Source organism: Lysinibacillus sp. A1 (genome assembly GCF_000801965.1).
Classification (GTDB): domain Bacteria; phylum Bacillota; class Bacilli; order Bacillales_A; family Planococcaceae; genus Lysinibacillus; species Lysinibacillus fusiformis.
On the sequence record NZ_JSZM01000012.1, the window covers coordinates 75,892 to 101,511 of the forward strand.

A 25,620-nucleotide genomic window follows, 5' to 3' on the forward strand; every position below is an offset into this window, starting at 1 on the left:
CAATCGGAATGCGAAAAGCAACTCAATCGATAGAATTAAAGAAGAATGGGAGCACATCTTTCAAGCTGACAAGAAGGAAAGCCTTCGTTGTAATAAAAAATCCATTTTATTTCAATTTTGCAGTGAAACTTTTCAAAAAAAGAATCGTATAAATAGTATAACGAACTGAGGGAGGCTATTTAGTTATGCAAAATGAACGTCAACGAATTTTAGAACTTGTAGAAAAAGGTACGATTTCGGCACAAGAGGCGATTACATTATTAGAAGCATTAGAGCAATCCGGCAAATCTACTCAAAATGTTATGGATGATGTGTCTAAAGAGTCACAGTCATTTTTATCTGACAAAGAGTCATTATTTGAAGAAAAGACTAAAGATGGCGACAAGAAAAAAGAAGATTTTATGAAACATTTCCAAGATGAGATGCAAGATTTCCGTAAAGATTTAACACAGATTGGTTCCCTCTTTATGGATATGATGAATACAGCTGTCAAAAAGGTGAAGGAATTTGATGTAGCTTCTCCGTTTGGCGATAAATTTGAGTTTACGCATACAGAAGAAGTGGCTGCTGCCAATGTAGAAAGCATTATTGCTGAATTACCGAATGGTAACTTTTCATTGGAATCCAGTGAAGGAGATACGATTCAAGTTATTTGCAAGGTGAAGGCACCACTTATGAATGATAGTGAAGAAGAAACACGCAATCACTTTTTAGAGCAATTCGTTGTGAAAGAAGATGAGCATTCACTACGAATTTTGAGCCAATTAAAGCTTGTTCAAGTCAATGCAAAGGTGCTAGTTCCAAAGGATAAACTTGAAAAATTATCTGTCCGACTGATGAATGGTAGTGTTTCATTACAGGATACAGATGTTGAAGAATTAAAGGTGAAAACATTAAACGGTGCTATTAAAGGCACTAAGTTCAGTTTTGGGAAAGCGGAAGTAGATTCCTCAAATGGCTCCATTGAATTAACAAAGGTTCGCGGGAAAGATTTAGAAGCTGAAACTTTAAATGGACGTGTTTATTTAGATGGTGCGTTGGACGAAGTAGAAGCTAAGTCTGTTAATGGACATGTTGTGGTGACGACGTGTTCAACAAATTCATCCAAAATAAAAGCTCAAACGGTCGCAGGAGCGGTTGAATTATACGTGCCTCGAACTATTTCATTAAGTGGTAAAGTGGTGACGAATTTTGGGAAAGTAGACGTCGGTATACATGATGTTTCCAAAATGGAGTCGCAGGATCAATTCCTCTCTAAAGTTGTTCGTTTTGATAAAGAAGTTGAACATGCAAATCGCTTATTTATCGAAGGAGAATCAAAAACAGGTGCTGTTTTAATTCGCTACACAACAACAGACGAGCAGCAAGTTTAATACAAAGCATTCAGGCTGATTGCCTGGATGCTTTTTTCTTGTGAAGCAGCAATCGACACTGTATGTCGTCGATTGCTGTTTTTATTTTATGTCATATTTTTAAGGATTATGGCAAGGAAAGAACGAAATAGAAGGAACTGCCACGGATTGAAATGAAACTGTAATAAAAAAACAGAAATAGAGTGCTATAATAGTAAATGAAATACCTCTTACATAGTGAGAGTTTTAGGTGGTTTAATCATGATAGAAATGAAAAATGTGACAAAGAAGTACCCCAATGGCGTTGTTGCGACAAATGGTATTTCTGTAAATATAAAGCAGGGTGAATTTGTGTATGTAGTAGGCCCAAGTGGTGCAGGTAAATCTACATTTATCAAATTGATGTACCGTGAAGAAAAAGCAACGTCAGGGCAGATTATTGTGAATGGTATCGATTTAGCAACGTTAAAGAATAAGAAAGTCCCATATTTGCGTCGTCAACTTGGAGTTGTTTTCCAAGATTTTAAATTATTACCTCGTTTGAATGTCTATGAGAACGTAGCGTTTGCGCTAGAAGTAATCGAGGAACAACCTGATGAGATTAGACGTCGCGTTATGGAAGTTTTAGAGCTTGTAGGATTAAAGCATAAAGCTAGAATGTTTCCAAATGAGCTCTCAGGGGGAGAGCAACAACGTGTGTCTATTGCACGCTCTATCGTCAATGTACCAAAAGTTGTGATTGCGGATGAACCTACGGGGAACCTTGATCCTGAAACTTCATGGGAGATTATGAATTTATTTGAAGAAATTAATGCACGGGGGACAACCATTGTAATGGCGACTCATAACCGTGAGATTGTGAATACGATTCGACGTCGAGTGATCGCTATTGAAGGCGGTTTAATTGTCCGTGATGAACACGGAGGTGAATACGGCTATGAAATTTAGTACTGTAAAGCGTCACTTTCGTGAAAGTATTAAGTCTCTTGGACGAAATAGCTGGATGACCATTGCGTCTGTCAGTGCAGTCACAGTTACACTTATCCTAGTTGGCGTTTTTGCGCTTATTATGATGAATTTAAATAAAGTGGCATCGGATTTAGAAAACGACGTTGAGATTAAAGTATTAATTGATGAAACAGCAGATGAGGCGGCAGAAAAAGCACTCATTGAGAAAATTAAAAAATTGCCTGGTATCTCAGAAATGAATTATTCAACAAAGGAAGATGAGTTAACCAAATTAGTCAAAGATTTTGGTGACGATTTTAAACTATTTGAGCAAAGTAACCCATTACGTAATGTAATTTATGTAAAAGCAACTGAGCCTCAGCAAACGGCAAAAGTGGCGAAGGCGATTGATAAATATGAGTATACATATGACGTTATGTATGGTGAAGGCAAAGTAGAAAAACTATTTAACTTCTTAAATATGAGTCGTAATGTAGGAATCGTGCTTATTTTAGGGTTATTATTCACAGCGATTTTCTTAATTTCAAATACTATTCGAATTACGATTATTGCGCGACGAGATGAAATTGAAATTATGAAACTAGTAGGTGCCACGAACTCATTCGTGCGTATCCCGTTCCTATTGGAAGGTATGTGGCTCGGAATTTTAGGTTCTATTATTCCGATTGCGGTTGTCACAACCCTTTACCACAATATATATAAGATTATTGCACCTCGTTTACAAGGTGAGCTCATTCAAGTATTAGATTTTTCTCCACTTGTGTATCAGGTGAGCGGTCTTCTGTTACTTATTGGTGTGTTGATCGGTATTTGGGGAAGCTTTATGTCAGTACGTAAGTTTTTAAAAATTTAGTTTAGCACTTACAGCGGATATTTGTGAGTGGGAAAATGAATAGTCGAAGGGGAGTTCAATCGGTGAAAAGTAAGGCGAAAAACACATTGAAAACACTTGCAGTAGCATCTGCTCTAATTCTTTTTATCCAAACTCCATCAGCGTTTGCAACAAGTTTATCGGATTTAAAAGAAGAGAAAAAGCAAATTGAAACAAAGAAAAATGAATTAAATTCATCCATTTCAAACAAATCAAATGCCATTACAGCGAATCAAGAAAAACAACAAAAAATCATAGATCAAATTCAAGCATTAAACGCTGAAATCGACAAAACAAATAGTGATATAAAAAAAGTACAAGCCGAAATTCAAGCAACGAATGAAGAAATAAAAAAACTTGAAGAGTCTATTAAAGAACTATTGCATAAAATTGAAGAGCGCGATGTTTTATTACAAGAGCGGGCTCGAGCAATTCAAGCAGGAGGCTCTGTTAGCTATTTAGACGTATTATTAGGTTCTAATAGTTTTGTAGACTTTATTGATCGATTCTCTGCGGTCAATGCTTTAATGGAAGCGGATCGTCAAATTATTCAAGATCAAAAAGATGATAAGCAAAAATTAGAAGAACAAAAGCAAATTGTAGAAGAAAAACGTAAAAAGTTGGAAGGTCAACGAGCGGAGCTTGAACGATTAAAGGCTTCCTTAAATAGCCAAAAGACTGAGAAAAATAAATTAGTTGACCAATTAGAAAAAGAGCAAGAAAAGCTAAAATCAGAAAAAGTCTTACTTGAAAAAGAATATTCAGAGGCTTTGGAAGTAAGCCAAGAATTACAGGATCAAATTATTTCTGAACAAAAACGTTTAGCTGAAATTGCTCGTCAGCAAGAAGCGAAACGTAAAGCAGCCGCAGCTGCAGCGGCTGCAGCAGCTGCCAACAATGGCGGTGGAGGCTCATCAAGTGGTACAGTTAATGCCCCACAATCGAACGGCACATGGATAAAACCAACGAATGGTCGTTTAACATCACCTTATGGATGGCGGAACCTTGGGGCAGGCCCTGAATTCCATTATGGTGTGGATCTCGCCAATTCAACAGGGACACCAATTTGGGCAGCAGCGGATGGAGTAGTTGCTTACGCTGCACCACTAAGTTCATATGGAAATGTTGTCATTCTGACGCATTCGGTGGATGGGCAAATTTATACAACTGTATATGCACATTTAAATTCATTTAATGTGAGTGTAGGACAAGAAGTAACGCAAGGTCAGCAAATTGCTGCAATGGGTAGCACTGGTCGTTCTACTGGTCCACACTTACACTTCGAAGTGCATATTGGACCTTGGAGAGGACAAGCAGTTGGTAGTGTAAACCCGCTAAAATATATTCCATTGTAAACTATTAGCTATACATTAGAGCAATCTAGTGTGTAGCTTTTTTTGTCGTTCAGCATTATGAAGGTCTTACTAGCTAACCGTAACTATTTGGATAGACAGCAATATTGTTAGGACATGATGAACTAACGAAGCTCCTCCCTTTTCCTATGATCAGATTCTATTTAATGTTATGATGAATATATACGTAGTGGGGTATATTTCTTAAGATTTTCTGAACACAGTGTGAAATTGGCTTATGTTGAAAAGTTCTATGCTATGCTGTATATATCTTTCGGAGGTGGATTAGAGAGTGATCAATACAAATTGGTACTCCATCCGAGCGCTAACTTTACCAGCAACTGCAATTGCTCTACTTACTACATTTTTCATAGTTTGGCTTATTCTGCGCTTACAATTTTCAAAAAAGTGGTCTGAGGCTTATAGTGATGCAGCCTTTACATTTATTCTTGTGTGGAAATTTAGCTTGCTTGTCACTGACTTTAAATCGGTGGTGGCGCAGCCTATCTCCTTACTTTATTTCAATGGAGGTACAGTTGGTGTTTTTCTTGGCGCCATCGCTGCATCTTTGCAAGTATGGCGGAAGCGACATAAGCTCTCGTTACAAGGCCATCATATAATGGCGTATAGCTGGGCAATCATCTTAACTCAATCCATTTATCAATGGCTTGTAGTGCTGTTCAACGACAACTCTACAACGAGTGAAGTTACTACACTAATGGTACTAAGTGTATTGACCATCTTCATACTATGGAAAATGCAGGGAGTAAAACGAGGCTTAATACTGTATACAGCCGGTGTAATCATTGTAGCCTTCTTCCAGCCACTTGGTATAGAGCAAACAGCTGTAGGTATGAGTTTATTATTGCTTTGTCTTGGTATTGTTTTAGAACAAGGAGACCGAATCAAAGTGGGAGGGTAAGAATGAAAAAAAATATTGGACTACTGATTGTCGTGCTTCTAGTAGTTGCGATGATTGGTACATATGTAAAACAGCAAATTAATGAAGACCGAGCCATAGAAAAATCTGCTCTTGGCAAGGATATAGGGGAGCGAGAAATTGGTTTAGGCAATGGAGATACACCGCCTGATTTTACATTAACAAGCTTAGATGGGGAAGATATTACATTAAGTGATCTTCGTGGAAAGAAGGTTGTATTGAATTTTTGGGCGACATGGTGTCCACCATGTAAGGCAGAAATGCCCCATATGCAAAGCTTCTATGATGAGTATGGCAAAGAGAAAAATGTTGAAATCGTAGCTGTCAATTTAACAACAGCAGAGCGTGATGTGACAGCGGATGCGAAAGTGGATACGGTGATGACTTTTAGAGATAGCTTTGAACTAACATTCCCAATATTATTGGATTCAGACCCTGATAATTCAGTAGGTGCAGACTACCAAATTATCACCATTCCGACAACTTATTTTATTGATTCTAACGGCTATATTCAACGTGCCATTAAAGGACCAATGGACGTGGATATGTTAAAAGAATATGTAGATGCATTAGATTAATTCATAAAAAATCTGTTCAGTTTCTATTATAGAAACGAGCAGATTTTTTATTTTACGGTGACACTGTGATGGGGAATCTCATCGTGCAGAGAAGTTTTCCACATTTCCACAGAGTAATGCCGATTGCTCGCAAAGTGAGAGAAAGTATCTCCTCAAATCATAATTTTGAAAACTAATCTTGTATGTTTGAAAAAATAGTGTCATACAGTAAAAGAGACGGAGGAGGGAAGATTTGCGCAAATTAACGGCCGGTGTCGGTGTCCTACTTAGTAGTTTAGTGGTAGGCAGTGGAATTTACTTTGATTGGTTTAATATTGGTGATAAAAAGGAGCCTGTTACGGAGGTTGACACAATTGGTGAGGCCATAACCCTCATTGAAGAAAAATCAGTGTACAGTACAAAAAAAGATGCTTTGGTGGAAGGAGCCCTTCGTGGTATGGCAGATGCCATTAAGGACCCTTACAGCACTTATTATTCCAAGGAAGAGGCTGAGCAACATCGACAAATGCTAGCTGAAGAAAGAGTAGGTATAGGGATTGAACTCTCAGAAAATAAAGGGAAATTTATCGTAGTTTCCCCTGTTCGTTCATCACCAGCAGAGAAGGCTGGAATGCGTTCACTCGATGAAATTGTACAAGTTGACGGCGTTCGTGTAGATGGTAAAACGATGAGCGAATTAATGCATTTAATTCAAGGGGAGAAGGGGACGAAGGTTACCATTGTTGTTTACCGTCCAAGTGAGGATAAGCATATTAAGATGACAATGGAACGGGCTGCGATCTCTAACAAGACTGTCTCAAGTGAAGTTGTAAAAGTAGAGGATACAGCAATTGGCTATGTTTCGATTTCTCTGTTTGGTGAGAAGACGGCAAATGAATGGGTTGCTGAAACAAGTAAATTACTTCGGAAAGATGTTGAAGGAATTGTTATTGATGTTCGCGATAATCCAGGGGGGTATTTACATAGCGTCGCAGCGCTACTAAGCACAGTATTAGATAGTGGCAAGGTATTTGCATATATGCAAAATGCTGAAGGTGCTATGGAACCATTAAAAACACAAACAAAAGGTATCGATGAAAAATATTTAGAAAAAATGAACAAAATTCCGATTGTTGTTTTACAAAATCAAGGTAGTGCTTCTGCAAGTGAAGTATTGAGCGGAGCCTTAAAAAGCTGGGGGCGTGCTTCTCTTGTTGGGGTGAAGAGCTTTGGGAAAGGAACTGTACAGGAATCCTGGGAGCTTTCGAATGGCGGAGAGCTTAAATTATCCACGAATAAATGGTTAACACCAAAACGTGAATGGATTCATGGGCAAGGCATCGAGGCAAGCTTAGTAATCGAGCAAAATGAATTATTCGCTTTCCAATTACATCCACTGACAGGAAAGTTTAAAGTGGGCGATATGAGCGAGGAAATTTCTTATTCTCAAAACGCCTTACAGAAACTTGGCTATCAGATTGATCGCTTAGATGGTTATATGGATGATACAACGGCTGAAGCGGTTAACCTTTATCGAAAACAGAAAAAATTAAAACTAGCAGAAGATGAATTTTATATGGATACGACCTTCTTTAATAGCTTGAATGAAACATTAAAAAATTATAAAGTAGACCGTCAAAACGACCAACAATTCCAAATGGCAACTAGTTTTTTACTACATGCAATTGAACAATAAACTCGCTAGTAGAACAAAAATACCATAATACAGAGCTTTCTATGAGTTTGTACTACGCAAGAGTGTAGTCGTTTGATACAATAAATTCATAGTATTCAAGATAGAAACGGCGGGTGTTCGTATGGTTAGTGATATATTATTAGAAATTGTAACAGCGATTGGCCGCTTTTTACTCAACCCATTACTGTATGTAGCCATCATATTTGCTATTTTATTAGGTTATCGTCGCGTAAAGCAGGAGCGTAAATATTTTAATAGACGGATTATTTGGGGCTGGACAGAGTTAGTCGGACAATGGAAAGATGGATGGCTTTATGCATTGCTTATTTCGCTAATAAGTGTGGCGGCAGGGCTTACCGTTCCAAAAGCTTTTTTAATCATTGTAATAGCGGTCTCGGTAGTAGGGCTCGTATTGTATTTCCTGAATGCTATGTCACCTATTTTAACAATGGGTATAGCAACGCTAGCAATATGGGCTATGTCTTACTACAACTGGTCCTTTACTTGGTGGAACATTTCCTTAGCAGGTGTCGATTTAGAGAATGGGGCTATCGTTACCATTTCTATTCTTGTAGGTCTTTGTGTTATTGCTGAAGGTCTTTTAATTCGACGTGCAGCAATGAAGGTCACAACACCTTGCGTGGAAAAAACAAAACGAGGTATGCAGGCGATTGTCTACCGTTCAAGAAATGTTTGGGTACTGCCTATTTTCTTTGTTATGCCTGGTGATGCGATTTCTGCTGTATTCCCGTACTGGCCACAGTTTACGATAGGGGATACTAGCTTTGCACTGGTCCTTTTCCCACTCGTAATTGGCTTTTCGAAGCTGATCAGAAGGGATTTACCTGCCCTAGTATTTCCTAAAATTGGGCGTTCTGTAGTTATACTTGGACAGCTTATTTTAATAGGGGGGCTGGCTGCATATCTTGAACCAATGATCGGTTATATGACGCTTGGGTCGGGAGCTATTATCCGTATCATCATCTCCATCTATTATGCTCAGCAGGATAAAACAGATCATTATGCGGTAGCACCTAGCACAAAGGGTGCAATTATTGCAGCAGTGTTTCCTGATTCGCCAGCTGAGAAAATGGGCTTACTTGCAGGGGAATGTATTCGGAAAGTAAATGGTGTTTCTATTTTTACAGAAAATGAATTATACGAGGCATTACAATTGAATGCCGCTCATTGTCGTCTTGAAGTGCTAGATCGAAACAATGAAATTCGTTTAACGCAGCATGTCATTTATAGTAATGATCATTACCGAATTGGATTACTACTTGCTGAGCCGAGGGATATATAATGGACGTTTTTGGGAAAATGATGTTGGCGCTCTTCATACCTGCTTTATTGGTGCTATTGTTCACAAGAATTACGTTTAATCGCTATGTTGCTCTATTATTGGCAATTGCGCTTATTGCTGCATCAGTATATGCAGGATATACATCCCCACCAATTATTTTCGTTATAGATGCATTTTCATTAACAGTGGGCTTTTGGTTAGCAAGTAAAATGAAGAAATAAAAAAGGTCAGTCCTCGTGGGGACTGACCTTTTTACATGAAAAATCGCACAGCTGCCATTATGATAACTCCTGCAACGACAGTAATAGATAAACTTTTTGTAATAAGCGCAATAACTAGCGTTGGCACAAATGTAATAAAGACTGGCCAATCAAGAGTCACAACTTTGCCGCTTTCGGTATCGATTAAATTTTCGATGACAAGAGCACTTAAAATACAAACAGGAATAAAACTAAGCCACTTTAGGACCACATCTGGGAGTGTGACACTGCGTACAAAAATAAATGGAATGACACGTGGTAGCCATGTGACAAGCGCACAGCCTATAATCAGCCATACCATATAAGCAGTTGTTGTCATTTGTCAGTCACCACCCCAATAGTTGCTACGATCACCGTTGCTAGCAAAACAGCCACATGTGAAGGTACTATATAAGAAAGACCATACATAATAACAGCCATATAGCCGATTAACTTAATATAATGCATGATTTTACTTTTGCCGACACTACTCAATTGTAAAACTAAAAGAGCGACAAACATAGCGACTAAGGCGAAATCTAGTCCCCATTGTTCAGGATTTGCCACCCATTGCCCTAAGAAGGCACCCGTGACACAAGATAAAATCCAAAAAATATACGCTGTTAAGTTAAGCCCATCCATCCATTTACCGTATAATTTACCGGTTTGCATTTGCTTGGTCACAGCCACGCCAAAGGTTTCATCTGTCAATAAAGTACCGAAGCCTACATTTCTAAGCATGGAATAACGCGTAAAGTGAGGTGCTAATGTTAAACTCATTAATAAATGGCGTAAATTGACGACAAAAATGGTTACAATGATAGCAGAAGCAGGACTACTTGTTAAAAGTAGTGCACAAAAAATAAATTGTGCAGAGCCTGCGTAAATCAATATGGTTAAAAGGGCGATTTCCAGTACTGATAGTCCTGAAGCGGAACCTACAACACCGAATGCAAGTCCTATACTAATATAACCGAGTAAAGTAGGTACACAATCCTTCACGCCCTGTATAAAGCTATCGTTGGGAGAGTTTGTTGCCGGTTCATGATGAAGCTCTGTTGTACTTGTCATAAATAGGTCATCCTTTCTTAAAAATTTCCATGTATACTGTTGATGGAATAGTTTGATAGTTCTTGATGTTTATTAAAGTATACATATGTCTGATAAAATAAACAATAGAAAATTGGTGATTAAAAATGGAACAAATGAGCAGAAATTTAGCCTTTCAATTAAAGAAAATTAGACAACAACGTCATTTAAGCTTAGATGATGTTGCCAAAGCGACGGGCGTTAGTAAAGCGCAACTCGCTCAAATAGAAAAGGGAGAAGCGAATCCTACTGTATCAACCATTTGGAAAATAGCTGCAGGAATGCGTATTTCATTTTCTTCTTTATTACAGCCGCCAACAGCTCATTTCATGCGTTACAGCGGTAAGGATGTCCCACATGTAGATGAGGATGAGGGACGCTATCGTGTCTATTCCATTATTCCGTATAATCCTGAACGAGGTTGGGAATTCTACAAGGTTGAGATGGAGCCTGGAGCCATTAGTAGGAGTGAAGCCCACACAGAAGGGGTAGAGGAAACTGTCATGATTATCAAAGGACAAGCTGCTATTTCTGCTGGAGATATGCATGAATTACTGGATGAAGGGGATACACTAGTATTCTCGGGGCATCAACCCCATGAATATCGAAATACATCTGAAGGGTTAACAATTTTTCATTTAATTTTACAGTATAAATAGAGGTGTCGATAGTGAAAGAATGGTTTACAGTAGAAAATATTGAACTTGTTGCGGCGCAGTATCGAACACTCGGCCCCGTCATTGGTTTACTGCTCCCTTTTCTAGAAGCGTTTTTACCATTCCTACCATTAGTGGTGTTCGTTGTAGCTAATGCAAGTGCATTTGGTTTATGGCTTGGATTTTTATTATCTTGGTTGGGTTCTGCGGCTGGATCATACGTGGTATTTTTGCTTGTTCGACATTTTGGAAAACATCCAAGGCTGCGATTTATAACTGGCAGTAAAAAAGTACAGAAACTTATTAAGTGGGTGGATATGAATGGCATAAGCCCTCTTTTTGTCCTCCTATGTTTCCCTTTTACACCTTCTGTCATCGTGAATATTGTGGCGGGCTTATCCCATATTCATAAAAAGTTTTACTTGGTCGTTTTACTAGCGGGAAAATTCGTGATGATTTTAGGTATGAGTGTATTGGGATATGATTTAAAATCGTTACTAACAAGCCCTGTGAAATTAATAATTGCGGCTGTTGCAATTGTTATTTTATGGTTTATTGGTAAGCTAATTGAGAAGCGTTTGAATGCTCGTGTAGAAAGAGATTTAAAACACGCGCGAAATTTGACGAAAAATCAGGATCACCATGCAAGATAAAATAGTTGTAGCCTCTTTGATTTGTTGAAGAGGCTGTTTTTTTGTGAAATGAATCATTGGTTTTTATTGTCTATCGAAGGTTGATAGATAGTATTTGCTAGTTATTTTCGATAGAATTTAAGATAGATGATCATTGATGTTTATAGCGTAATCACTCTGACAATGGAATTAGGTTAAATGAAGAAATGATAAAAAATAATCTATATATATATTAGTGAATGGATGCTAACGCGCAATCAAAATAGTTAGACAGTAATTTATAGAGGAGGGGAAACGATATGACATTGCGAATTGTTTCGGGACGCTCGGGAACAGGGAAATCCGTATTTATTCATCAAGAAATTGTTGAACAGCTAAAGACTGATCCACTCGGTCAACCTATTTTTGTCATTGTTCCTGACCAGATGTCTTATTCTACGGAATATGAGCTAACGAATAAGCATGGTTTGCAGGGCTTGATTCGTGCGCAAGTGATGACGTTTAAGCGTTTAGCATGGCTCGTTTTACAGGAGACAGGTGGTATTGCTCGTAAAGAAGTGAATGGCTATGGTTATCGAATGCTGATTCGTAAACTTTTGGAGGAACAAAAAAGTGAGTTCTCCTTATTTAGACAAGCTGCCGGAAAACGTGGTTTTACGGAGGAAATTGAAACACTTTTAAAGGAATTTAGTCGATATAGTGTCAATAGCTCTGTTTTAGCTGAGGTAACAGAATCCTTAAAGGCGATTGACGCGCCAAATACCTTACAAGCCAAAACGAATGATTTACATGTCGTTTTGCAGGCATTAGAAGAACGACTTGGTACGACATATGTCGATAGTGAGGGCTATTATCCGATATTAACGGAGCAATTGAAGTATGCCGAAACAATGAAGCAAGCAACCATTTATATTGATGGATTCACAGCCTTCACAGTGCGAGAGTTAGAGCTGGTACGAGAATTGCTTAAGGTAACTAAACAGGTAACCGTCGTTCTTCCATTTGATCATATAGACGAAGCTTTTGATGAACAGGCTCTTTTTCATGAAGCAGCGTTAACGAATCAGCGACTACATGATATTGCAAATGAAGAGGGCATAGACGTCGAGGCACCTTTACATTTTTATTATACTCAAAGATTCCAATCTGAAGATTTAAAACATGTGGAAGCAAATTTTGCTAATATGGTGCCGCAAACGAAAAAAACTTCTGGAGATGTAATGGTGTTTGAAGCATCGAATCGTCGAGCGGAGGTTCACGCGATTGCCCGGGAAATAACAAAGTTAACAAGAGAAGATGGCTATCGTTATCAAGACATTGTACTTTTATATCGACAAGCAGAACTTTATGACCCATTGATTACAAGTATTTTTCAACAATATGAAATTCCTATTTTTACAAATACTAAAAAAACAATGCTCCATCATCCTCTGATTGAGCTTAGTCGCTCGGCATTAGAAATCATGACGTCTAATTGGAAGTATGAACCTGTATTTCGAAGTGTAAAAACAGATTTGTTTTTCCCCTTACAAGCAGAGCTAACTATTTGGCGTGAGCGAGCTGATCGATTGGAAAACTATTGCTTAGCACAAGGAATCTATGGCGAACGTTGGTTTGAAGAGGCTCGTTGGTTTTATAAAAAGTATCGTGGGCTTGAGTTCCATTCCCGTGTACAAACAGATGAAGAACGTGCGATGCAAGCAGAAATTGAGGCAATTCGTGACGAAATTCGTCAGCCTTTAAAGGAGTTTCAAGACAAACTGAGTATGGCGCCAACGGGTAAGGCTGTTGCCACTGCTTTATTTGAGCTAGTAGAGTCATTACAAGTATATGAGAAGCTTCAAGCTATGAAGGATCGTGAGCTTGAGCGGGGGGATGCACTAGCAGCGAGTGAACATGAGCAAGCGTGGAATGAATGGATCAATGTATTGGATCAATTTGTCTATATGTTTGGCGAACAGGAGATGTCAGTGGAGGAAGCGGCTAAAATTCTTGATGAAGGCTTTGATACACTTGAATTTTCTCGCATTCCACCAACATTAGATGAGGTTATGGTAGCGACGGTTGATTTAGCTCGTTTATCCAATATTAAAGCGGCCTTCGTTTTAGGAATGAATGATGGTGTATATCCAACTCGAATGGAATATGAAGGTTTATTGTCAGATACAGAGCGTGAATGGTTTGGTCAAATTGGTTATGAGCTTGCACCAACCTCCTCTAACCGTTTATTACAGGAGAATTTCTTATTTTATCGTGCTGCCACAACACCGTCAGATAAGCTTTATTTGACGTATCCTACAGCAGATGAAGAAGGAAAGGCACTGTTATCGTCTCTTTATATAAAAAAATTCATCGGAAATGATCAAACAGCTGGTCTGTTAAGTGGGATTCAAGCGGAGCGGGTTGTAATGGATCCAATAGAATTATTAGATGGAAATGCTTTACCGTATTTACGCCATCCACGAACAGCATTAGCCCATTTAATGGTGCAACTACGTCAGGCAGAGCATAGCCGTGAACTGGCACCTGAATGGCTGGCGCTACAAAAGTTTTATCAGCAGGACCCTTACTGGGCACTTATCTTTGATCGAGTACATTATCCGATTACTCATAAAAATGAAGCACAGCCATTGGAAACCTATATAACTCAAGAGCTATACGGGAAAAAACTCACATCTAGTGTATCTCGAATAGAGAAATATTTTAGATGTCCATTTTCTCATTTCACAACGTATGGTCTACGTTTAGAGGAACGTGCGGAGTACCGATTAGAAACCTTTGCAATGGGTGATCTATTCCATGAGGCATTAAAGTGGATAACAGAGGAAACTCACCGACTGCAGCTATCTTGGATTCGTTTAACAAAACAGCAAATTAAACAGTTGGCACGTCAAGCAGTAGAGCAAATTGTTCCTGTCTTCTCCCATCAAATTTTATTATCTAGTGCGCGTTATCGCTATATTCAGCGGAAGCTTATTCGAATTGTGGAGCGCACGATGATGGCATTGACACAGCATGCGAATGTGTCACACTTTAAGCCAATTGCGATAGAGGCATCATTTGGCCCAGGACAACATGAACAGCTTCCACCTCTTGAGATTGATTTGACTAGTGGTAAAAAAATGTTTATGCGAGGTCGTATTGATCGTATCGATAGTGCCACAATAGATGACCGTTCTTATTTACGGATTGTTGATTATAAATCATCAGCTCGAGATTTAGATTTAAATGAGGTTTATTATGGATTGTCTTTACAGGTACTTACTTATTTAGATGTGGCAATGGAAAATAGCTCTTATTGGCTTCCAGGGGAAACGGAACCAGCTGGGGTACTGTATGTCCATGTCCATAATCCTATGTTAAAACTAGATAAGGATATGACGGATAGTGAAATAGAAGAAGACCGGTTAAAGCAATATAAAATGAAGGGTCTGCTGTCTGAGAATGCTGAGTCCATTTTATCGATGGACGAGCAGTTAGAGGAAAGTAGTGGACACTCAAAAATTATCCCTGTTTATATGAAAAAAGATGGAACACCTTCTGAATCGCAATCACGCATTGTGCCTGTAAATGATATGAAAAGACTCCAGCATTTCGTACGTCGTAAGCATCAGGAGGCAGGGAATGGGATTTTGTCTGGTGATACTGCCATCAGCCCGTATAAATTAAAATCCAAAACGGCCTGTGACTATTGTCAATTTGCCGCGGTTTGCCAATTTGATCCATCCGATGGTAAACAAAACTATCGTCAGTTGATGCAAGCGAAACCAAATGAAATTGTTGATAAAATTCGGAAGGAGATAGAGTAGCATGGTCCAAACAATTCCTATAAAGCCAGCGAATGTCTCTTGGACAGACGATCAGTGGAAGGCCATTTACGCTAGTGGGCAAGATACACTTGTGTCGGCTGCGGCGGGATCTGGGAAAACAGCGGTACTGATTAATCGTATGATTGAAAAAGTTATTGCTACTGACAATCCCATTAATGTAGATGAGCTACTGGTGGTGACTTTTACGAATGCTTCAGCAGCTGAAATGCGCCATAGAATGTCAGAAGCTCTAGAAAAGGCTATAGTAGAAAATCCAACTTCCAATCATTTAAGAAGACAACTGAGTCTTATTAATAAGGCGCAAATATCAACATTGCATTCTTTTTGTTTAGCGATTGTTAAACAATATGCTTATATGCTCGACATCGATCCTGGATTTCGTATTGCTAATGAAGCAGAGGTAGCTTTATTAAGAGATGATATAGTGGCGGATGTTCTAGAAGGAGCCTATGATTCTGAAGAAGAGACACAGGTACAAGCTATTTATCGACTTGTGGATAGCTTTACGTCGGATCGAGATGATCAAGCGATTGAAACGCTGATTAGTAAGCTTTACGATACTTCTCGTGTACACGCAGAGCCTCAAAGATGGCTAAGGAGTTTACCAAAAGCTTATGAATTAGCAGAGGAAGTGACGATTGATGATTTAGAGCTATCTCACTATGTTAAATTGACTGTTCGACATAGTTTGGAGGAAGCCTTTGTCCTTATTTCAGAAATGCTAGCAATCACCCTCCAACCCGATGGACCTGCCCCCTATGCTGAAACGGCAGAAATTGATTTTGCTATGATTCAGGAAGGGATTCGAATAAGTCAGGAAGGTACATGGCAGGAACTCTTTGATTATTTTGGGACCGTTAAATGGTCTACATTAAAACGAGTATCCAAGGATGCTTTAGTAGACGTGGAGCTACAAGAGCTTGCAAAGAAAAAGCGAGAAGCAGCGAAAAAAATTATGAATAAAATGAAAGAAACCTATTTTATTCGCACCCCCGCACGATTGCTAGAAGAAATAAGCTTAATGGCGCCAATCATTGGCACATTAGTGGAATTGACGACGATTTTTAGTGAGCAATTCCGACTTGCCAAATTAGAGCGGGGTATTATTGATTTTTCAGATTTAGAGCATTATGCACTGCAAATTTTAACAGTCGAGATAGATGGAGAGCTACAGCCATCTCCCGTAGCACTTGATTTGAAAAAACGCTTTAAAGAAGTACTTGTGGATGAATACCAGGATACAAATATGCTACAGGAAACGATCTTACAACTTGTCAAGTCAGGGGAAGAACAGGATGGTAATCTGTTTATGGTGGGAGACGTCAAACAAAGTATTTATCGTTTCCGCTTAGCTGAACCTAAGCTCTTTATGAGGAAGTATAGTGAGTTCTTGGAAACGCCAGATGTAACGGGCATGCGTATTGATTTAAATGCTAACTTTCGTAGTCGTAAAGAGGTATTGAACGCGACGAACTATATTTTTGCACAAATTATGGGTGAGCGTGTTGGCGAAATTCTTTATGATGACAATGCGTCATTAAAGCCCGCAGCGCCCTATGATGAAAAAGAAGTACCTGTTGAGCTTGTCGTAATGCACCCTCCACAGGATGAGGAAGCAGTGGACGAGCAAGAGGATAAGACGGAAGAAGCGGCTGAGCTAGAGGAATTAAAAAAGTCACAATATGAAGCACGTTTTATTATTGATCGTATTCGACAAATGATGGAAGATGGAACAACTGTTTATGATACGAAATCACTGACAGAAAGGCCGTTGAAATATAGTGATATTGTTATTTTAATGCGTTCTATGACATGGTCGACAGATTTAGTGGAGGAATTTAAGCTAGCAGGTATTCCACTCTATGCAGAGTCGTCCAAAGGCTATTTTGATGCACTGGAAGTCATGATTATGTTAAATGTCCTAAAGGTAGTAGATAACCCTTATCAGGACATCCCGTTAGCTTCCGTACTGCGTGCACCGTTTGTTGGCTTAACAGAAAATGAATTAGCTAAAATCCGCTTAGCTGATTCAAAGGTACCTTTCTATGATGCGCTACGACAATTTATCCGAAGTGAAGGACATGAGATACAGACAACTACGTTTGAAAAACTTCAACGCTTTATGCTAGCTTTTGAAAATTGGCGGGATTTAGCACGTCGTGGGTCACTATCAGATTTAATTTGGAAAATTTATTTAGATACACATTATTATGAAATGGTTGGCGCCATGCCTAACGGTAAGCAGCGTCAGGCCAATTTACGGATTTTACATGATCGTGCATTAATGTATGAGCAAACAGCCTTTCGAGGTCTTTTCCGCTTTTTACGCTTTATTGATCGGATGCGTACACGTGGGGATGATTTAGGTACGGCTAAATCAATTGGTGAAAAGGATGATGTAGTACGCCTTGTGACCATTCACTCCTCCAAAGGATTAGAATATCCTGTAGTATTTGTGGCAGGGATGGGACGTCCGTTTAATAAAATGGATTTTCATAACCCTTATTTATTCGACCAAGATTTTGGACTAGCTGTAAAGGCCATAGACCCGGAAAATCGCATTACTTATACTTCACTACCGTTTTTGGCGCTGAAAGAGAAGAAAGAGCTGGAAATGCGTGCAGAGGAAATGCGTGTCTTATATGTTGCCATGACACGTGCTAAGGAGCGTTTAATTTTAGTTGGTTCCGTGAAAAATTGGGAGAAAACGCGAGACAACTGGCAGGATGCGCAAAATATATCAAGTGATGCTCCGCTTCAAGAATATTTGCGGGCTAGAGCAAATAGCTATCTAGACTGGGTTGGTCCAGCCGTGGCAAGGCATGGTGACTTTGCCTCTCAAGCTACCACTTCATATAAGGAATTGGACAGTCCATCCCATTGGTGGATACAGCCGGTTGATACGAGACATTATTCGTATGATATACAGGCATTTGATGATGACATACAACAACTCCTTACAACACAAGAGGACGAGGCGCTTTTATTCGAAATAACGACACGCTTTCAAGCGCAGTATACGTATCAAAAGTCAACAAGAAAACGTTCTAAAACATCGGTTAGTGAAATTAAACGTATAGAAAACTTACAGCGTCAGGAGGAGCCAGAATATTATTTTGCGCCTCCAGCTAAGCGGACGTCAGCTTCTATTGCACCACGACCAACATTTTTACAGGATCAACAGCTAACAGGTGCCGAAATAGGAACGGCTGTCCATACAGTGATGCAGCATATTCCACAGTTTGGCTTTGATGATATTGAAGCTGTAAAAGGCTTTGTAGCAGATTTAGTAGCAAAACAGCTACTGACAGAGGCAGAAGGAAAAGTGGTCCCTATAGCGAAAGTTTTTCATTTCTTTCATACCGAAATTGGGCAACGCTTTAAGCAGGCAAGACAGATTCGTAGAGAAATGCCATTTACTATTAGTAGAGTAGATGAAGATGGGGATGCTCAAATCGTCCAAGGGATTATCGACTGTTTGTTTGAGGATGAATATGGCAACTGGGTCTTGCTAGATTATAAGACAGACCGTATTTTGCCTCATTTTGCAAAGGAGCCCGCCCTGACAAAAGAAATAATGGGGCGTTATGCTGTTCAGCTTCGTGTTTATAGTGAGGCTATTGAGTCCATTTTACAAATTAAAGTAAGCGATAAAGTGCTGTATTTATTCGATAATGAACAAACTGTACAGGCATAAGTTTTTGTTATGGAAAAGCGGAGGATGCAATTTTTTGCTTGCTCTGCTTCAACCATAGCTGCTATTTAAGAGGAGGCTATTTTGTGGAGTTCAAACCGACAATGTTGCAGGATCGACTAGCAACATTAGATATTTTACGAGGTATTAGTTTAGTAGGCATTTTGCTCGTAAATATGTATACCTTTTATTTGCCAATGCCGCATATTGATTTAGCATCTTGGTTTACAACACCATCCGATATCGTATGGCAGAAAAATTTAGATATTTATGTACAAAGTAGCTTTTACCCACTGTTTGCGATGCTATTTGGATATGGGCTTGCCATGCAGTGGCAAAAAGCACAAAGTCGAGGGCAAAATTTCTATACGCTAGGATTACGTAGACTTTCTGTATTATTTGCCTTTGGTTTCATACATGCCGTGCTAATATGGTGGGGCGATATTTTAATGATGTACGCATTTTGTGGGGTATTTTTAGTGCTTTTACTACGTTTAAGCCCTATTTGGTTAGTGGTTAGTGCACTTATAATTAACGGTTTGATGCAAGTTTTTATGTTATTTGTCATTGGGATTATGCAATTTAATACGAAGGTGGATGACTATTTAGATATTGTATCTGTAGAGAAGGCGATTACAGCTTACGGTACTGGAAACTGGCTAGATGCTTTTATGCAGCGCTTAACAGACTTATCGACACAAGCAGGTATAGGAATGTGGTTTGCGGCATTGTTTACTATTTTACCATATATGTTAATAGGCGCAGCTGCATCAAAATGGCGACTAGTAGAGCGAGCGAAAGAATTAAAATGGCTATGGCTAGCACTTGCGATTACTGGGTTGATTATAGGCATAATGATCAAAAGTTTACCCATTATGTTTACACGGACGTATTTATTTGATTATTTAAAGGTATACATAGGTGGCCCTATCCTTTCAGTGGGTTATGTCGCGGTCATAGTGCTACTTTGCCTGTTGCCAATTGTACCTAAGCTACTTAGTCCTTTTGGTAAAATTGGACGGATGTCGTTAACGATGTATATTATGCAATCCATTATCGGCACGTGTTTATTCTATCAATTTGGCTTTGGCTGGTATGGGAAGGTAAGTGTAGAAACAGGTGTATTCATTGCCATTGGAATAATTGTTGTGCAAATGATCATCGCCGAAATTTGGTTAACAAAATGGAAGCAAGGTCCTTTAGAGGCTTTATGGCGTAAATTAACGTATAAGGATAAAGTAGAAATGCGATAATATATTCCGCTTCACATGCATAATTTATGAAGATATAACAACTTATAAAATTATTGTCGCAAAAGTGAGGCAATTTCTATCATATTGTTGTATCATGTAGAAAAAAGAAGGAGCTCTTTCAATCATGAAAATTTTATCATTCAAATTAGGTGGACATGTAAGCTTTGGACCAAAAGTAAAAAAAGAAGAAGCGGTATGGGATGTACTCGCTATTCAAAATGAACTTCAAGTTCTCCCTTCTTTTTCAAGTTCTATTGTAGATGGTATTGCTCTAGGCTTTGATTTTGTTGAACAGATTCGTAAATTAGTAGAAGCAGCTGAAAAATCAGATCGTGCTAATAGTTTTAAACGTGAATTTACAGAAATCGAGTGGCTTTCACCCATTCCACGTACACCCAAAAATATTATGTGTATAGGTAAAAATTATAATGAACATGCCAAAGAAATGGGTGCAGAAGCAGCACCAACGGAATTAATGGTATTTACAAAATCGCCAACGGCTATTGCGGCAGATGGACAAACACTTTCCATTCACGCGGACCTTTCATCGAAAATGGATTATGAAGGGGAGCTTGCGATTGTCATTGGAAAACGTGGTAAAAACATTCCGAAAAACTTAGCATATGATTATGTTTTTGGTTATACAATTGCCAATGATATAACAGCTCGTGATTTACAAGAGAAGCATAAACAATTCTTCTTAGGTAAAAGCTTGGAGGGCACTTGTCCGCTTGGGCCATATCTTGTGACAAAGGATGAAATTCCAAATCCTCAGGACTTAACAGTGGTCACAAAGGTAAACGATGAAGTGCGCCAAAATGGCTCGACGAAGGACATGATGTTCTCAGTTGAAACTTTAGTATCTATTCTATCTCAGCATGTAACACTTGAGCCTGGTGATGTTATTTTAACAGGTACACCAGCTGGAGTTGGAAAAGGCATGAACCCGCCACAATTCTTAAAGGCTGGAGATACAGTAAAAGTATCTATTCAAGGCATCGGTACTTTAGTCAACCATTTTGAATAATAATTGGGAATCCGCGTGAGTCTTTACTCCGCGGATTTTTTTATTACTTACCATGTAGGTTGCTTTTCAGGGAGTTTCTAAGTCACAAATGGTGTAAATTATGTGAACACTATTGTAATGTTTGAAACCCTTTCCATCGCATGGTAGGATAGAGTTTGATAGAAAAATGAATGAGGTGGGACAAACATGGGTTTTTTAACTAGCCAAACGCATTTGCATATTACTACTTGGGTAGTAGCTATTGTTATCTTTTTAATCGCTGCGCTAATGGGCAAGCAATCAAAAGGCTTACATATGACATTGCGTCTATTTTATGTACTAATTATCATTACAGGTGGGGCATTATTCATTGAAGGCATGAATTACAACATGGGCATGCTTTACGGCTTTAAATTCATAGGCGGTATTCTTGTAATTGGTATGATGGAAATGGTTTTAGTACGCCAAAAGAAAAATAAACCAACTGGCATGTTTTGGATTTTATTTGCAGTATTCTTATTGATTACATTGTTCCTAGGCTTCAAGCTACCAATGGGTCAAAATTTCTTAGCATAATATTTGGTGAAAGTCGTGAAGTATTTGCTTCGCGGCTTTTATTTTATTAAAAACAGCGATCATACTGAAATGGAAGGGAACGGACACCTTTTTGCCGTAATTCCTTCCGCATTTTCGTAAAATCTTTTGAAAAGATAGCGACGTGACAGTGATATTTGGTAAAATGACGATGGATTGGTTTGAAAGAGAGGGAATAACAGTGAAATTCAAGAAGTGGATAAGTGCGACAGCTGCATCACTTTTACTAGCTACTACATTCGTAAGTGCTACACCCGTAGCGCATGCGGATGAAAAAGCGACAACATCGATTGCAGAAGAGAGCATCTATGATTTACTCGTTGACCGTTTCTTTAATGGCTCGGGCGCAAACGATTTTGATACAAATACGCAAGACCCTTCGAAATTTGCAGGAGGGGATTTTACAGGTTTACAAGATAAATTAAAATTTATCGGTGAAATGGGCTATACGATTGTTTCCATTGGACCTATTTATTCCACAGAGAAATATGATGGATCCATGCTAACAAGCTATTCTACGATTGAACGCCATTTTGGAACTGCAGAAGAATTCCAAAGTGTTGTAGAGGCTTACAAAGCTAAAAATATGTCTATAATGGTGGATTTTCCACTCAATGATGTAAGTCCTAATCATGAATGGGCAAAGGATGCTGCGAAAGCAGACTGGATTGCTTCTACGAATAATGGACAAGTTCAATGGGATTTAACGAATACAGATGTGCAAGAAGCACTTATTCAATCAGCAATCGATTTTGTTTCTACATATGATATTGGTGGAATTCGATTAACTCATATTTCAGATGCTGATACGGCTTTTATCAATAAAATGATAGCGGCATTAAAAGAGACAAAATCATCTCTTTATGTCATAACAAATGAAGCGAGTGAGGCTGATTTTGATGCAACCTTCTCACCAGCGACAGCAGAAATTTATCGCAATATCTTTAAGAATGTTGATATGGACTCATCTAAATTGACAGAGCCGTTTTCAGGAGAAAAGCCGACGCAAATTATGGTGGATTCTTTAGAAACCCACCGTTTTACATTCGATTCTGCGAATGAAAACATGTTCCCACCTACACGTTTAAAAATGGCTATGGGTGCTTTATTTATGATGCCAGGAACTCCAGTAGTCCAATATGGTACAGAAATTGCGATGAACGGGGAAGCTAAGCCTGATACACATCAACTTTATAACTTTAAAACAGATGAAGAATTAATTGACTATATTAAAAATGTTCAATCCTTACGAAATCAGTCTGCCACTTTACGAAATGGTGATTTTAACATCATTACAAATGAAAATGGTTTACTTGTCTTTACACGTACTTCGGATGAAGAACAATGGGTAATTATGGTCAATAATACGAGCAAAACTCAGCGCGTGGACTTAACACCTGAACAACTTGGTGAAGGGAAAATGCTAAACGGGATTTTACATGAGGAAAAAGTTCGTATAAACGAAAAGCAAGTGTATCCAGTCATTTTAGACAGAGAAATGGTAGAGATTTATCAGGTTCGCAATGATGAGGGGCTAAATGTGCCGTATATGGTTGCCCTTGGTTTAGTTTGGGTCATCTTTATTGGCTTTGTTGTAATCATCATTAAACGAGGAAAAGTTCGTCGTCAAGAACAAGACGCTTCTTAATATCTACGCAAAAAATAGCATGCTAGGAGTCATCCTAGCATGCTATTTTTGTTTTTTATTTAGGGATGCTCCAATAGCTGGGCAATTCCAAGCTATCATAGTTTAGCCTTCATAGCTCTTATTCGTGAAGAAAATCGCGATAGTGCCTGGCCCCACATGTGAACCGATGGCTGAGCCAATCATCGTAATTTGAACAGCCTGTGGAGAAAAACGCTCCTGAATGGATGCTTTTGCTTCATTGGCAAAGGCCATATCATCACTATGACTAATACCAACAATTTTATTCGTGAAGTTACCTCCACGCTCCTGCATTAAATCCAGCATACGATTAAGTGCTTTTTTACGACCACGTGATTTTTCTATCGGTACAAGTTTGCCATCTTCTACATTTAAAATAGGTTTAATGCTTAGAAGGCCACCTAAAAAGGCACTCGCTTTTGAGACACGGCCACCTTTAGCAAGGTAGTCCAAATCTTCAACTGTAAATAAATGCTCTATTTGAGGAGCGAAAGCGCTAATTCTAGACGCTACATCTTCAAAAGAGGTACCTAAATTTCTAAGCCGAACAGCCTCTTCCACAACAAGACCATGTCCTAGTGATGCACATTTAGAGTCGATAATGACTAACTTCAATGAAGGATATTGTTCTAATACTTGATTACGAATCATTTGGGCAGTACTATATGTGCCGGATAATTCTGATGAAAAGGCGATATAGATACCTTCTTCTTCATTTTTAGCTAATTCTTCAAAGTGCTTCAAAAAAAGCTCTGGCGATACTTGAGATGTTTTGGGTTGGGCACCTTGACGAATTCCATCATAAACCTCTTTGGAATCAATGGAAATGACATCTTCATATTCTTTGTTGTTCAATTGCACTCGTAAAGGGAGTAGCACGACATCATTTTCTTCATAGTAAGACTTTGGTAGGTCACATCCACTATCCGTAAAAATCTTCATTCTCTTGTCCCCCTAATTTCAACTTACTTTTTAAAGCCTTTTTAGCTTTATTCAGTCGGTACTCACTTAAATCAACCGAAGGGGTACCACTGAATAAAGTTAAACTGGTAAAAATGGTATGGTAACTTGAACTTACTACGTAACTATGATAATTTCAAGCGTTCGATGAGTATTTTTGCAATCCCATCATCATTATTTGTAGTAGTTATTTCATTGGCAATATTTTTAAGGCTTGATATACCATTCCCCATCGCTACGCCAAGTCCAGCATATTCGATCATCTCTAAATCATTGTCTTCATCACCAAAAGCAATAATACGTTCACGTGGAATACCTAAATCCTTTGCTACGTGTGCAATGCCTACTGCTTTATTTAAGCCACGTCGAACAATCTCTATAATATGAAGAGGTGCGCCCCAACGACGGTGTTCAATAACTTCAGCGTGCACTGCCTGTAAGTGGTCGCGAATAATGACAGAATTGGCTTCATTTGCCTGTATCAGTAAACTTGTAGGATTATCTAAGAGATGTGTATATAAATCCCCAAGTGTAATTTTCGGATTACCCATATTAAAAATATTTAAGATGCGATCATCCTCTGTGTGTACATAAATATCATCCTTCACCTCAGCAATGATATTTTCATACTCGTAACTATTAATGGAATTAACGACATCATGGACAACACTTAAATCAATGGGAGTATGCATATGCTGCCAAGAGACATTTTTAGGGTGATGCACATAGGCTCCATTAAAATTGACTATTGGTGTTGTAAGCCCAAGCTCATGATAATAAATATCACTGGCACGGTATGGACGGCCAGTTGCAATCATTACTTGATGTCCTTGTTCCTTAGCCTGCAATAATGATTTTTTTGTTTTTGCGGAAATTTGTTGTTGGTCTGTTAATAAAGTACCATCTAAATCCAATACGATTAAATGCGGTTTCATAGCTTGTTGCCCCTTTCCTATAGTTT

At 38.7% G+C, this 25,620-nt stretch carries 21 protein-coding genes; 17 read left to right on the top strand and 4 right to left on the bottom strand.

What is annotated here, in order from left to right; all coding sequences use genetic code 11:
- Positions 1 to 185: 185 nt before the first annotated feature.
- From PI85_RS09930 to PI85_RS09970, 9 genes are all read left to right on the top strand, one after another.
- Complete coding sequence (locus tag PI85_RS09930) at positions 186 to 1,373, top strand: DUF4097 family beta strand repeat-containing protein (protein WP_036123377.1); 1,188 nt, start codon at positions 186 to 188, stop codon at positions 1,371 to 1,373.
- Positions 1,374 to 1,613: 240 nt separating this feature from the next.
- On the top strand, positions 1,614 to 2,300 hold the full coding sequence (gene ftsE, locus PI85_RS09935; protein WP_008178797.1) for a cell division ATP-binding protein FtsE: 687 nt from the start codon (positions 1,614 to 1,616) through the stop codon (positions 2,298 to 2,300).
- Positions 2,290 to 3,174 carry a permease-like cell division protein FtsX gene (gene ftsX / locus PI85_RS09940; protein WP_036123380.1) on the top strand — a complete coding sequence of 295 codons (885 nt, stop codon included), beginning with the start codon at positions 2,290 to 2,292 and terminating at the stop codon, positions 3,172 to 3,174. Before ftsE ends, ftsX begins: the two co-directional genes overlap by 11 nt.
- A gap of 62 nt (positions 3,175 to 3,236) precedes the next feature.
- On the top strand, positions 3,237 to 4,547 hold the full coding sequence (locus tag PI85_RS09945) for a murein hydrolase activator EnvC (RefSeq protein WP_036123383.1): 1,311 nt from the start codon (positions 3,237 to 3,239) through the stop codon (positions 4,545 to 4,547).
- 289 nt (positions 4,548 to 4,836) lie between these two features.
- Complete coding sequence (locus PI85_RS09950; RefSeq protein WP_036123385.1) at positions 4,837 to 5,466, top strand: hypothetical protein; 630 nt, start codon at positions 4,837 to 4,839, stop codon at positions 5,464 to 5,466.
- 2 nt (positions 5,467 to 5,468) lie between these two features.
- The gene (locus tag PI85_RS09955; protein ID WP_036123387.1) at positions 5,469 to 6,062 is read left to right on the top strand and encodes a redoxin domain-containing protein; all 594 of its coding nucleotides are present in this window, start codon (positions 5,469 to 5,471) and stop codon (positions 6,060 to 6,062) included.
- Positions 6,063 to 6,294: 232 nt separating this feature from the next.
- Complete coding sequence (locus PI85_RS09960; RefSeq protein WP_036123391.1) at positions 6,295 to 7,737, top strand: S41 family peptidase; 1,443 nt, start codon at positions 6,295 to 6,297, stop codon at positions 7,735 to 7,737.
- Between the two features lie 121 nt (positions 7,738 to 7,858).
- Positions 7,859 to 9,040, top strand: a complete 1,182-nt coding sequence (locus PI85_RS09965) for a PDZ domain-containing protein (protein WP_036123394.1) — start codon at positions 7,859 to 7,861, stop codon at positions 9,038 to 9,040.
- On the top strand, positions 9,040 to 9,261 hold the full coding sequence (locus PI85_RS09970; RefSeq protein WP_012292931.1) for a DUF2198 family protein: 222 nt from the start codon (positions 9,040 to 9,042) through the stop codon (positions 9,259 to 9,261). Before PI85_RS09965 ends, PI85_RS09970 begins: the two co-directional genes overlap by 1 nt.
- Before the next feature lie 31 nt (positions 9,262 to 9,292).
- On the opposite strand, the gene PI85_RS09975 is transcribed toward PI85_RS09970, so the two are convergent.
- A complete protein-coding gene (locus tag PI85_RS09975; RefSeq protein ID WP_036123398.1) occupies positions 9,293 to 9,619 on the bottom strand; it encodes an AzlD domain-containing protein in 327 nt (108 codons plus the stop codon).
- Positions 9,616 to 10,350 (bottom strand): AzlC family ABC transporter permease, encoded by a 735-nt coding sequence (locus PI85_RS09980; RefSeq protein WP_036123399.1) that lies wholly within the window; start codon positions 10,348 to 10,350, stop codon positions 9,616 to 9,618. Before PI85_RS09980 ends, PI85_RS09975 begins: the two co-directional genes overlap by 4 nt.
- A gap of 125 nt (positions 10,351 to 10,475) precedes the next feature.
- Here PI85_RS09980 and PI85_RS09985 point away from each other — a divergent pair, with 125 nt between their 5' ends.
- The 8 genes from PI85_RS09985 to PI85_RS10020 all read left to right on the top strand — a co-directional run bounded on the left by PI85_RS09985 (position 10,476) and on the right by PI85_RS10020 (position 23,681).
- Positions 10,476 to 11,027: a helix-turn-helix domain-containing protein gene (locus PI85_RS09985; protein ID WP_008178780.1), complete on the top strand. Its 552-nt coding sequence runs from the start codon at positions 10,476 to 10,478 to the stop codon at positions 11,025 to 11,027.
- 11 nt (positions 11,028 to 11,038) lie between these two features.
- Positions 11,039 to 11,677 carry a TVP38/TMEM64 family protein gene (locus PI85_RS09990; RefSeq protein WP_081937056.1) on the top strand — a complete coding sequence of 213 codons (639 nt, stop codon included), beginning with the start codon at positions 11,039 to 11,041 and terminating at the stop codon, positions 11,675 to 11,677.
- Between the two features lie 278 nt (positions 11,678 to 11,955).
- On the top strand, positions 11,956 to 15,465 hold the full coding sequence (gene addB / locus PI85_RS09995) for a helicase-exonuclease AddAB subunit AddB (protein ID WP_036123401.1): 3,510 nt from the start codon (positions 11,956 to 11,958) through the stop codon (positions 15,463 to 15,465).
- 1 nt (position 15,466) lies between these two features.
- On the top strand, positions 15,467 to 19,183 hold the full coding sequence (gene addA, locus PI85_RS10000) for a helicase-exonuclease AddAB subunit AddA (protein ID WP_036123403.1): 3,717 nt from the start codon (positions 15,467 to 15,469) through the stop codon (positions 19,181 to 19,183).
- 83 nt (positions 19,184 to 19,266) lie between these two features.
- Positions 19,267 to 20,433, top strand: a complete 1,167-nt coding sequence (locus tag PI85_RS10005) for a DUF418 domain-containing protein (RefSeq protein ID WP_036123404.1) — start codon at positions 19,267 to 19,269, stop codon at positions 20,431 to 20,433.
- A gap of 124 nt (positions 20,434 to 20,557) precedes the next feature.
- Positions 20,558 to 21,460, top strand: coding sequence for a fumarylacetoacetate hydrolase family protein (locus PI85_RS10010; protein WP_025116790.1), 903 nt, complete (start codon positions 20,558 to 20,560; stop codon positions 21,458 to 21,460).
- A gap of 186 nt (positions 21,461 to 21,646) precedes the next feature.
- Positions 21,647 to 22,015, top strand: coding sequence for a YisL family protein (locus PI85_RS10015; RefSeq protein ID WP_012292941.1), 369 nt, complete (start codon positions 21,647 to 21,649; stop codon positions 22,013 to 22,015).
- A gap of 199 nt (positions 22,016 to 22,214) precedes the next feature.
- Positions 22,215 to 23,681, top strand: coding sequence for an alpha-amylase family glycosyl hydrolase (locus tag PI85_RS10020; RefSeq protein WP_036127632.1), 1,467 nt, complete (start codon positions 22,215 to 22,217; stop codon positions 23,679 to 23,681).
- 102 nt (positions 23,682 to 23,783) lie between these two features.
- Here the strand turns inward: PI85_RS10020 and PI85_RS10025 are convergent, their stop codons facing one another.
- The gene (locus tag PI85_RS10025) at positions 23,784 to 24,641 is read right to left on the bottom strand and encodes a DegV family protein (protein WP_036123407.1); all 858 of its coding nucleotides are present in this window, start codon (positions 24,639 to 24,641) and stop codon (positions 23,784 to 23,786) included.
- A 143-nt stretch (positions 24,642 to 24,784) separates the two neighbouring features.
- Positions 24,785 to 25,594: a Cof-type HAD-IIB family hydrolase gene (locus PI85_RS10030; protein WP_036123409.1), complete on the bottom strand. Its 810-nt coding sequence runs from the start codon at positions 25,592 to 25,594 to the stop codon at positions 24,785 to 24,787.
- Positions 25,595 to 25,620: the final 26 nt, after the last annotated feature.